Here is a 10,002-nt window from a genome sequence, read left to right as displayed (position 1 = left end):
TATCCACAACTGTGCACTGACGTGGGACCCGGGCGCAGCGGTCCCCCCGTCGCTCCCCGGACGTCGTGCTCGTGCGCGCGCCTGGCGCTCCTGCCACGACCGCACGCGGAGGGAGCACGCTAACAAGGTCACCGGCGATGCCACAAGGACCGCAGGTCGGCCGCCCCCGGGCGGCGCCGGGGGACCCCCGATTTGAGTCAACGCACCCGGGCTGCGTACTCTCTACAGAGTCTCCCGTCTTGTGCGAGGTGCGTTTAGCGTGCCTGCGCGCCTCACCGGCGCAGGGGACAACCACAGACCTGCTTTGCAGTTTTAAGCACTCGGGAGTCCGACCGTGAGCAAGGGTAAGCGCACCTTCCAGCCCAACAACCGCCGTCGTGCGAAGACGCACGGGTTCCGGCTGCGGATGCGCACCCGTGCGGGTCGCGCGATCCTGTCCGCGCGCCGCACCAAGGGCCGCAAGCAGCTCTCCGCCTGATCGCCGCGCCGCCGTGCTCCCAGCGGCCGGCAGGCTGACCCGCAGCCAGGACTTCGGCCTGGTGGTCCGCCGAGGCCGCCGAGCAGGACGGCCTCGGCTGGTCGTGCACGCCATGATTCCGGTGCAGCCCACCTTGGACGCAGAGTCCAAGGTGGGCTTCGTCGTGAGCAAGGCCGTCGGCAACTCCGTCGTCCGCCACCGCGTCAGCCGCAGGCTGCGCCACGTGCTGCGGGACCGACTGGCGTCGTTGCCCGCCGGCTCGTCCCTCGTGGTGCGCGCGCTGCCCCCGGCGGCGACCGCGTCGAGCGCCGAGCTGGCCGAGGACGTCGACGCCGCGCTGCGCAGGCTGGTCAGATGACCGACCCCGCGCCCGTCCGCCCCGCGGTGCGGGTACTGGTGCTGCCGATCCGCTTCTACCAGCGGTTCATCTCGCCGTACCTGCCCCCCACCTGCCGCTTCCACCCCACGTGCAGCTCCTACGCGGTGGAAGCCCTGACCGTCCACGGTGCGCTCCGCGGCAGTTGGCTGACCGTGCGCAGACTCGGCCGCTGCGGACCCTGGCACCCTGGAGGCCTGGACCCCGTTCCGCCGAAACGGGTCCCCGACGTCGCTGCCGAGGAGTAGCTAGTGCTCAACTTCATCTACTACCCGGTGTCCTTCATCTTGTGGTGTTGGCACTGGGTGTTCGGGCGCATCTTCGGCGAGTCGAGCGGTATCGCCTGGGCCCTGTCCGTGATCTTCCTGGTCTTCACCCTGCGCGCCCTGCTGTTCAAGCCGTTCGTCGGCCAGGTCCGCTCGATGCGCAAGATGCAGGAGTTCGCCCCCGAGCTCCAGAAGATCAAGAAGAAGTACGCGAACGACCGGCAGCGCCAGGCCCAGGAGATGCAGAAGCTCCAGGCCGAGCACGGCGTGAACCCGCTCGGCGGCTGCCTGCCCATGCTGGTGCAGATCCCGGTGTTCATCGGCCTGTTCCACGTGCTGCGCTCGTTCAAGCCCGGCTGGGGCGAGGTCTACTTCTTCGACAAGGCCGGGGTGGACTCGTTCGTCCAGGCCAAGCTCTTCGGCGCGAACCTGTCGACGTTCATCACGATGCCCGCCGACCAGCTGGAGCTGTTCAGCACCTCACGCACCGCCGTCATGGCGGTCGCCATCCCGCTGGCCGTGGTCGCCGCGGTCGCCACGCACTTCACCGGTCGCCACTCGGTCGCCCGCCAGACGCAGGCGGCGGCGGAGAACCCGCAGACCGCCATCATGAACAAGCTGGTGGTCTACGTCTTCCCGCTGGGCGCGCTCGCCGGTGGTTTCTTCTTCCCCGTCGCGATCCTGCTCTACTGGCTGAGCAACAACGGCTGGACCCTGATGCAGCAGCGCGTCGTGTACGGCCGCATCGACCGCGAGGAAGCCGCGCAGAAGGCGGCGGCGATCGAGCAGCGCCAGAGCCTCGCGCCCAAGCCCGGCACGAAGCCGAAGCCCGGCGCCAAGCCGGTGCGCAACGCGGGGGTGAAGGCCGTCAACGCGAAGGCGGCGGGCCTCAAGCCGCCGACGCAGCGCCCCAAGAACGGCACGGCCCCCAAGACCACCGCCACCCCGGAGAGCGGTGCGGCGGACGAGGGCACGACGTCGGACAGCTCGGCGAACCAGATTTCCGGTCTGAGCCCAGACCGTTCCCCAAGCAAGAAGCAGGGCAACAAGAAGCGCCGCTGAGCGCTCGCGTCCCTGGAGAGGAGACAACGTGTCGGAGACGTTGCAGGCGGCCGACGTGGACGCGCCTGAGGCGGACTCGGAGGGCGTGGCGGAGAACCGGTCGTCCGGTTCCGCCGAGGACTTGCTCGTCCAGGAAGGCGACATCGCCGGTGACTACCTGGAGCGCCTGCTCGACCTGCTGGACTACGACGGCGACATCGACCTGGACGTCGAGGCCGGGCGAGCCATCGTCAGCATCGACGGCGGTGAGGACCTGGAGAAGCTCGTCGGCCCGAGGGGGACGGTCCTGGAGTCCCTCCAGGAGCTGACCCGCCTCGCGGTGCAGCAGGAGACCGGCGTGCGGAGCAGGCTCATGCTCGACATCGCCGGGTGGCGGGCGGGCAGGCGCGCCGAGCTGGCCGAGCTGGGCCGGACCACGGCGGAGAAGGTCGCCGCCAGCGGGGAGAAGGTGCGGCTGCACCCGATGACCCCGTTCGAGCGCAAGGTCGTGCACGACGCGGTCGCCTCGGTGGCGGGCGTGCACAGCGAGAGCGAGGGCGAGGAGCCCCAGCGGCGGGTCGTGGTTCTCCCGCAGAGCTGACCGCGGACGCGGCCCCAGGGCCGCGACGTGAACACGATGGCCCGGTCCCCGGTGGGGGCCGGGCCGTTCTGCTGTTCGGGGTCGTTCCGGGGGTTGGCCCGTGCTGCTGCCGGAGGCTGCGTGCTGTCCGGTCGTCCGGGGGGTGGGCGCGAGGCGGGACGGGAGTGGCAGGGCGGGCGCGAGGGGGCGCGGGGTTTGGTGGGGCGGTTTTTTCGGCTGGGCGGTTTTCCTGAGAGAACGCTTCTGGGAGAAGCGCCCGCGTCCCGGCGCTCCCGCCTCAGCCGGTCACCCCTAGCACTCGAACCCCTCCCGCGAAGGTCATCCACCCCACTCGCCAAGCCTCTTCCGCTCCCGTGTTTCACGTGAAACGGTCCGTGGATGACTCAGCTCAACCCGAGGAAGTTCCGCGTGGCCGCCTACGCGGTCGTCATCGACGACGGGAAGATGCTCCTCTCCCGCTGGATCGGCTCCGGCGAGAAGCTGTGGATCCTGCCGGGCGGAGGGATCGAGTTCGGCGAGGACCCCTACGACGCGGTCATCAGGGAGGTCCACGAGGAGACCGGGTACCACGTGGAGGTCCAGCGGCTCCTCGGGATGCAGACCTCGGTCGGCAAGCGCGTCAGCAACGTCGACGGACTGGAGTACGACTACCACCGGCTGCGCATCATCTACGAGGCCAAGGTCGTCGGCGGCGAGCTGACCTTCGAGGTGGACGGGTCCACCGACGAGGCCGCCTGGTTCCCGCTCGACCAGGTGCCCGCGCTCGACCACGTCGAGTCGGTCGACTTCGGGTTGGAACTCCTCCGCGCCGCACCGCCGCACGGGCACCTGCCGAGTTTCACGTGAAACGTGGGCGTGCGTGGAACGTGGCCGTGCCTCGGCGCGGCCACGCTGAACCGGGACGCGCTCGAACCGGACCGCGCTCGCCGAGGCGCACCGCGCCGGGACGCGCCTGACCCGTCCCCGCGTTCGTCGCTCCGCCAGACCTGAGGCGCAGCAGCACCCGAAGTCCGGTCGCACTCCGGTGCGACCCCGCCTGGAGCGCGACCCCGCGCGGTCGCGCTTGAGGTTGGCCTCACGGCCGACTCGCGCGCGTGACGTCCCCGCCCGTAGACCTCGCACGGCTGGCCCCGGCAGACCCCGGCTTCTGCCCCTGTCCGGCTGGCACCGCCCGCCTGCCGATCCGCCCACGGGCCCCACTCCCCCTGTTTCACGTGAAACACCACCCCCTGTTTCACGTGAAACAGCGTCGATCTCGTCACGGCGTTTGGCGTGTCGCCGGGGTGATCCGTCATAGTGGTCGTCGGCACAGTTCACGGGCTCGACGCCCGACGGAGGCCGCACCCCTCACCCCCACCCGCGTTCTGAGCGGCGTGTGGTTTCACGTGGAACGGGAGACATGACCGGAGAAGTTGATGCCCGCGTTGAACGGGTCTTCGGCGAGCACAGCGCGAAGGCGGTGGAGTTCACCGCCATGCTCACCGAGCACGGGGTCGAGCGCGGGCTCATCGGTCCCCGAGAGGTCGACCGCCTCTGGGAGCGGCACGTCCTGAATTCAGCCGTCGTCGCGGAGTTGCTTCCCCAGGGGAGCAAGGTCGTGGACGTAGGCTCGGGTGCGGGCCTGCCCGGCATCCCCCTGGCGATCGCTCGGCCGGATCTGGAGCTGGTGCTCCTGGAGCCGATGGCCCGCCGGGTCGCGTGGCTGACCGAGGTGGTCGACGCGCTCGGCTTGCAGGTCGAGGTGGTGCGCGGTCGGGCCGAGGAGGGGCCGGTGCGGAAGCGGCTGGCGGACAGGGACGTCGTGACGGCGCGCGCCGTGGCCCCGCTCGAACGGCTCGCCGGGTGGTGCCTGCCGCTGCTGCGACCGGGCGGCCACCTCGTCGCCCTCAAGGGCGAGAGCGCGCAGGAGGAGATCGACCGCGACGCGGAGGCGGTGCGGCGGGCCGGCGGTGTCCGGCCGCGCGTGGCCTCCTGCGGCGGTGACGTGCTCGACGTGCCGACGACGCTGGTGGTCGTCGAGCGCGCAGAACCGGCGGCCCGGAAGGACCGCAGAGCAAAAAAGGCTCGGTGAGGTGGTGGGCGGACACCTCGTCCCGGAGTTCCGGGAGCCCGCTGTTTCACGTGAAACGGCTGTTCCACGTGAAACCGAGCCGAACGAAGGTGGGGTCGGGCTGGAGTCCCGGCCTGACGACAACGCGGACCCGGTAGGAGACAGCACCGTGTGGACCCCGATCGCGGAGGAAGCAGCTCGCGCCACTAGCGTCCTGCATCCCGACTCCCTCCAACTCCCCAAGCCCACCCGGCGCCGCGTCTTGACCGTGGCGAACCAGAAGGGCGGCGTGGGCAAGACGACCAGCACGGTCAACCTCGCCGCCGCGCTGGCCATCCACGGGCTCAAGGTTCTCGTCATCGACCTCGACCCGCAGGGCAACGCGAGCACGGCGCTCGGCGTCGAGCACCGCTCCGGCACCCCGTCCGTGTACGAGGTGCTGATCGGCGAGATCTCCATCTCCGAGGCCGCCCAGCAGAGCACCGCCTCCCCGAACCTCTACTGCGTGCCCGCCACGATCGACCTCGCGGGCGCCGAGATCGAGCTCGTCTCGATGGTGGCCCGCGAGTCCCGCCTCAAGGAGGCGCTGAGCCCGGAGGCGCTGGACGACTTCCAGCCCGACTACGTGTTCATCGACTGCCCGCCGTCGCTGGGCCTGCTGACGGTCAACGCGATGTGCGCGGCCCAGGAGGTCCTGATCCCGATCCAGTGCGAGTACTACGCGCTGGAGGGGCTCGGTCAGCTCCTGCGGAACATCGAGCTGGTGCAGGCGCACCTCAACCCGCACCTGAACGTCAGCACGATCCTGCTGACGATGTACGACGGTCGCACCAAGCTCGCCGACCAGGTGACCAGCGAGGTGCGCGGCCACTTCGGCGACACCGTCCTCAAGACCGTGATCCCCCGCAGCGTGAAGGTGTCCGAGGCACCGGGCTACGGGCAGACCATCCTGGCCTACGATCCGGGCTCACGAGGCGCGATGAGCTACCTCGACGCCGCTCGGGAGATCGCGGTCTACGGCTCGGAGATGGGGTTGGCATGACGGAACAGCGCAAGGGTGGCCTGGGGCGCGGGCTCGCGGCCCTCATCCCGAGCGGCCCCCCGCCGGGTGCACCGGCCCCGCTCCGGAGCGTCCCCAGCGGCGCCCCTGCGCGACCGGCCACCGAGGAGCCGCCCGCCGCCGCTCCCCCGCCCGTCGAGGTGGCGGGCGCGGTGTACCAGGAGCTGCCGGTCACCTCGATCAGGACCAACCCGAAGCAGCCGCGTCACGTGTTCGACGAGGACGCGCTGCACGAGCTGGAGCACTCGATCCGCGAGTTCGGCCTCATGCAGCCGATCGTCGTGCGGATGCTCAAGCCGGGCGAGTACGAACTGGTCATGGGTGAGCGCCGGTGGCGCGCCACCCAGCTCGCCGGCCTGAAGACGATCCCGGCGATCGTCCGCCAGACCGCCGACGACGCGATGCTGCGGGACGCGCTGCTGGAGAACATCCACCGCGTGCAGCTGAACCCGCTCGAAGAGGCAGCGGCGTACCAGCAGCTGCTGCAGGAGTTCGACGTCACCCACGAGGAGCTGGCGGAGCGGATCGGCCGCAGCCGCCCGGTCGTCACCAACACGATCCGGCTGCTGAAGCTCCCGCTCCCCGTGCAGCGGCGGGTGGCGGCGGGTGTGCTGTCGGCCGGTCACGCGCGGGCGCTGCTCGGCCTGGACGACCCCGGCGCGCAGGAGGACCTGGCGACCCGGATCGTCGCCGAGGGCATGTCGGTGCGGGCGACCGAGGAGGCCGTCGTGCTGGCGAGGGGCGCGGAGCCCACGAAGGCGAAGCAGGCGAAGCGGAAGCCGGTGGAGGCGCCGGGGCTGCAGGAGCTGGCGGAGCGGCTGTCGGACAACTTCGACACGCGCGTGAAGGTCGAGCTGGGTCAGCGGAAGGGCCGGATCGTCGTCGAGTTCGGCTCGGTGGACGACCTGGAGCGGATCATCGGTCTCATGTCGCCGGAGGGGGCCCACCAGGGCCGTTCCGACAGCATGGGATGACCCCAGGGACTTATGTAACGGTGACGAATACGGCCCGTGTCCACGTGGACACGGGCCGTATTCGTTAAAAAAGTTCAGCAAATCGGGTTCAGCGGGACACCGCGCGCTCGATCAACGCCGCGTAGATCTCGCCGAGCGACGTGCCCGCCGCCTCCACCGCCATCGGCAGCGTCGAGGTCTCGGTCAGCCCCGGCGACACGTTCACCTCCAGGAAGTGCACGGTCCCGTCCGGCTCCACGATCGCGTCGGTCCGCGACACGTCCCGCAGCCCGAGCAGCCGGTGCGCCGACACCGCCAACTCCCCCACCGCCTTCGCCGTCGCCTCGTCCAGGCGCGCGGGCGCGTGGAAGTCGGTCAGCCCGGCGGTGTACCGGGAGGTGTAGTCGTACACCCCGCTCTCCGGCACGATCTCCACCGGCGGCAGCGCGTGCGGCCCGTCCGGGCCGTCGACCACCGCGACCGCCACCTCGACGCCCTCGACGAACCGCTCCGCCAGCACGGTGTCCCCGTACGCGAGGCAACCGACCATCGCGGACGGCAGGTCCGCGGCGTCGCGCACCACCTGCGCGCCCAGCGCGGACCCGCCCTGCGCGGGCTTGAGCATCAGCGGCAGGCCCAGCCGGTCGATCATCGAGTCGAGCACGGGCCGCGCGCCCAGCTCGCGGAACGTCGCGTGCGGCAGGACGGCCCACTCCGGCGTGGCCAGCCCGGCGCGGGACAGCTCGCCCTTCGCGGTCGGCTTGTCCCACGCCCGGCGGCACGCGCGCGAGTCGGCGCCGACGAACGGCACCCCGGCCAGCTCCAGGATGGTCTGCACCGAGCCGTTCTCGCCCTCGCCGCCGTGCAGGGCGACCACCACGGCGTCCGGCCGGTGCTCCTTCAGCCTGCTGAGGAGCTGCCCGTCGGCGTCCCACTCCTCCACGACCAGACCGGCCGAGCGCAGAGCGGCGGTGAGCCTCCGACCGGATCGCAGGCTCACCTCCCGCTCGTGCGAAAGGCCACCGGACAGCACTGCGACCCAGCGGTTGGACAACGTCAACTCCTGATCATGCGGTGTCGGGCGAGGGGGCCTGCGGACCGGAGACGGCGCGACCCGTGGCGGGCCCGAACGTCTCGTGCAGCTCCATCTCGTCCTTGATGACGTTCGCCAGTCGGCGGACGCCTTCCCGGATGCGCTCCGGCGTCGGGTAGCAGTACGAGATGCGCAGCTGCCTGCTGCCCAGCCCGTCCGCGTAGAAACCGGTGCCCGAGGCGTACGCCACCCGCTGCGTGATCGCGCGCGGCAGCATCGCCTTGGTGTCGATGCCCTCCGGCACGGTCAGCCACACGTAGAACCCGCCGTCGGGCTTGTTCCACGTGGAACCAACCGGCATGTGCTGCTCCAGAGCGGAGATCGCCGCGTCCCGGCGCTCGCGGTAGGCCTCGCGGTAGGTCTTGATCTGGCCCTTCCAGTCGTGCGTCTCCAGGTAGCGGGAGACGATCATCTGGTTGAGCGTGGGCGGGCACAGCGTGGCGGACTCGGCGGCCAGCACCAGCTTCTCCCGCACGGCGTGCGGCGCGAGCACCCAGCCGACCCGCAGGCCGGCGGCGAAGGTCTTGGAGAACGAGCCCAGGTAGACCACGTTGTCCGGGTCGCTGGAGCGCAGCGCCGGGTAGGTCTGGCCGTCGAAGCCGAGCAGCCCGTACGGGTTGTCCTCGACCACGAGGATGTTGTGCTGGCGGCAGATCTCCAGCACCTCGGCCCGCCGCTGCACGGCCAGCGTGACGCCGGCGGGGTTGTGGAAGTTCGGGATCGTGTACAGGAACTTGATGCGGCGCCCGGCGCGCTCGACGCCCGCGATCGCCTCCCGCAGCGCCTCGGGCACCAGGCCCTCGGCGTCCATGCCCACGTGCACGACCTGCGCCTGGTAGGCGGCGAACGAGCCGAGCGCGCCCACGTACGACGGGCCCTCGGCGAGCACCACGTCACCGGGGTCGCAGAACAGCCGGGTGACCATGTCCAGGCCCATCTGGGAGCCGACGGTCACCACGACGTCGTCCGGGTGCGCGGAGACGCCCTCCAGGGCCATCACGTCGCAGATCTGCTCGCGCAGCACCGGGATGCCCTGCGCGGAGCCGTACTGGAGCGCCACGAGCCCGTCGGTGGCCAGGAGCTGGCCGACCTCGGCGCTCAGCGACTCCATCGGGAGCGCGGCCAAGTGGGGCATCCCGCCCGCCAGCGACACCACCTCGGGACGGCTCGCCACCGCGAACAGCGCCCGGATCTCCGATGCCGTCATGCCCGCGGTGCGCGCCGCGTACCTGCGCAGATGCGGGTCGAGACTTCTGGGGCCCTGCTTGGCGGGCTGTCCGGGTGCGGTCATTGGGGGCACTCCGTGGTGGCTGCGTACCGGGAAGGTCGGTCCCGGCTGAGTGTAACCACCGTCCCGTTCAGGGCATCCCGCTTCCGGGCCGGGGTCACATCCGCCTATCCTCATGGTGGTTCGCCTTGCGGTTAACAATCTGGAGGTCCGGGTGTCGCGTCGCGTCGTTGGCGTCACGCTGGACAACCTGGAGCACCTGTCCAAGCACGGGCGGACGTGCGTGTTCTGGGAGCTGGCGCCGCACCTCAAGGAGCAGGCCGAGGAGTTCGGGGACACCGAGTTCGAGAAGGAGGCCTGGGTCTCCAGCGTGCTGCTGGAGTGGGGCTCCTGCGGTCGCATCATCTACTGCGACGGCATCCCCGCGGGCTCGGTCTTCTACGCTCCCCCGGCCGCGGTCCCCCGCTCCCTGGCGTTCCCGACGTCCCCGGTGAGCCCGGACGCGGTGCTGATGACCTCGCTGGAGGTGCTGCCGGAGTTCCGCGGCGGCGGCCTCGCGAGGGTCCTGGTGCAGGGCGTGGCGAAGGACCTGACCCGGCGCGGCGTGAAGGCGATCGAGGCCTTCGGCGACAACCAGCCCTCCGAGGACAAGCCGTCCTGCGTCACCCCGGCCGACTTCCTGCTTCAGGTGGGCTTCAAGACCGTCCGCCCCCACCCGCGCTGGCCGAGGCTCAGGCTGGAGCTGCGCAGCGCGTCGTCGTGGAAGGAAGACGTCGAGGCGGCCCTGGAGCGCCTGCTGAACACCGTCACGGTCACCACGGCGGAACCGAGCTTCCGTCCCGCCTGAGGGACGCTC

General features: G+C 70.9%; 12 protein-coding genes. 10 read left to right on the top strand and 2 right to left on the bottom strand.

The genetic code is table 11. The annotated features are described in order from the left end of the window. Positions 1 to 334 precede the first annotated feature (334 nt). The 9 genes from rpmH (at position 335) to AMIR_RS35140 (ending at position 6,846) form a co-directional block, all read left to right on the top strand. Positions 335 to 478 carry a 50S ribosomal protein L34 gene (gene rpmH, locus AMIR_RS35180; RefSeq protein WP_015805767.1) on the top strand — a complete coding sequence of 48 codons (144 nt, stop codon included), beginning with the start codon at positions 335 to 337 and terminating at the stop codon, positions 476 to 478. Positions 479 to 491: 13 nt separating this feature from the next. Further along, entirely contained in the window at positions 492 to 836 is a 345-nt protein-coding gene (rnpA, locus tag AMIR_RS35175; protein WP_041837220.1) for a ribonuclease P protein component, read from the top strand. Further along, positions 833 to 1,102 (top strand): membrane protein insertion efficiency factor YidD, encoded by a 270-nt coding sequence (gene yidD, locus AMIR_RS35170; protein ID WP_015805765.1) that lies wholly within the window; start codon positions 833 to 835, stop codon positions 1,100 to 1,102. Before rnpA ends, yidD begins: the two co-directional genes overlap by 4 nt. Positions 1,103 to 1,105: 3 nt before the next feature. After that, complete coding sequence (gene yidC, locus AMIR_RS35165) at positions 1,106 to 2,182, top strand: membrane protein insertase YidC (protein ID WP_015805764.1); 1,077 nt, start codon at positions 1,106 to 1,108, stop codon at positions 2,180 to 2,182. Positions 2,183 to 2,210: 28 nt separating this feature from the next. Further along, positions 2,211 to 2,762, top strand: coding sequence for a Jag family protein (locus AMIR_RS35160; RefSeq protein WP_015805763.1), 552 nt, complete (start codon positions 2,211 to 2,213; stop codon positions 2,760 to 2,762). Positions 2,763 to 3,140: 378 nt separating this feature from the next. Further along, the gene (locus AMIR_RS35155) at positions 3,141 to 3,608 is read left to right on the top strand and encodes an NUDIX hydrolase (RefSeq protein WP_015805762.1); all 468 of its coding nucleotides are present in this window, start codon (positions 3,141 to 3,143) and stop codon (positions 3,606 to 3,608) included. 553 nt (positions 3,609 to 4,161) lie between these two features. Further along, positions 4,162 to 4,833 (top strand): 16S rRNA (guanine(527)-N(7))-methyltransferase RsmG, encoded by a 672-nt coding sequence (gene rsmG, locus AMIR_RS35150; RefSeq protein ID WP_015805761.1) that lies wholly within the window; start codon positions 4,162 to 4,164, stop codon positions 4,831 to 4,833. A gap of 100 nt (positions 4,834 to 4,933) precedes the next feature. Further along, positions 4,934 to 5,854 (top strand): ParA family protein, encoded by a 921-nt coding sequence (locus AMIR_RS35145; RefSeq protein ID WP_041838671.1) that lies wholly within the window; start codon positions 4,934 to 4,936, stop codon positions 5,852 to 5,854. After that, complete coding sequence (locus tag AMIR_RS35140) at positions 5,851 to 6,846, top strand: ParB/RepB/Spo0J family partition protein (protein WP_015805759.1); 996 nt, start codon at positions 5,851 to 5,853, stop codon at positions 6,844 to 6,846. Before AMIR_RS35145 ends, AMIR_RS35140 begins: the two co-directional genes overlap by 4 nt. 88 nt (positions 6,847 to 6,934) lie before the next feature. On the opposite strand, the gene AMIR_RS35135 is transcribed toward AMIR_RS35140, so the two are convergent. Then, the gene (locus tag AMIR_RS35135) at positions 6,935 to 7,879 is read right to left on the bottom strand and encodes a D-alanine--D-alanine ligase family protein (protein ID WP_015805758.1); all 945 of its coding nucleotides are present in this window, start codon (positions 7,877 to 7,879) and stop codon (positions 6,935 to 6,937) included. Positions 7,880 to 7,892: 13 nt separating this feature from the next. Then, the gene (locus tag AMIR_RS35130; RefSeq protein ID WP_015805757.1) at positions 7,893 to 9,209 is read right to left on the bottom strand and encodes an aminotransferase-like domain-containing protein; all 1,317 of its coding nucleotides are present in this window, start codon (positions 9,207 to 9,209) and stop codon (positions 7,893 to 7,895) included. A gap of 151 nt (positions 9,210 to 9,360) precedes the next feature. Here AMIR_RS35130 and AMIR_RS35125 point away from each other — a divergent pair, with 151 nt between their 5' ends. Beyond that, the gene (locus AMIR_RS35125; RefSeq protein WP_015805756.1) at positions 9,361 to 9,993 is read left to right on the top strand and encodes a GNAT family N-acetyltransferase; all 633 of its coding nucleotides are present in this window, start codon (positions 9,361 to 9,363) and stop codon (positions 9,991 to 9,993) included. Positions 9,994 to 10,002: the final 9 nt, after the last annotated feature.

Origin of the sequence: Actinosynnema mirum DSM 43827 (assembly GCF_000023245.1) — a bacterium.
Lineage (GTDB): Bacteria > Actinomycetota > Actinomycetes > Mycobacteriales > Pseudonocardiaceae > Actinosynnema > Actinosynnema mirum.
This window is presented reverse-complemented; position numbering and strand designations above follow the sequence as displayed.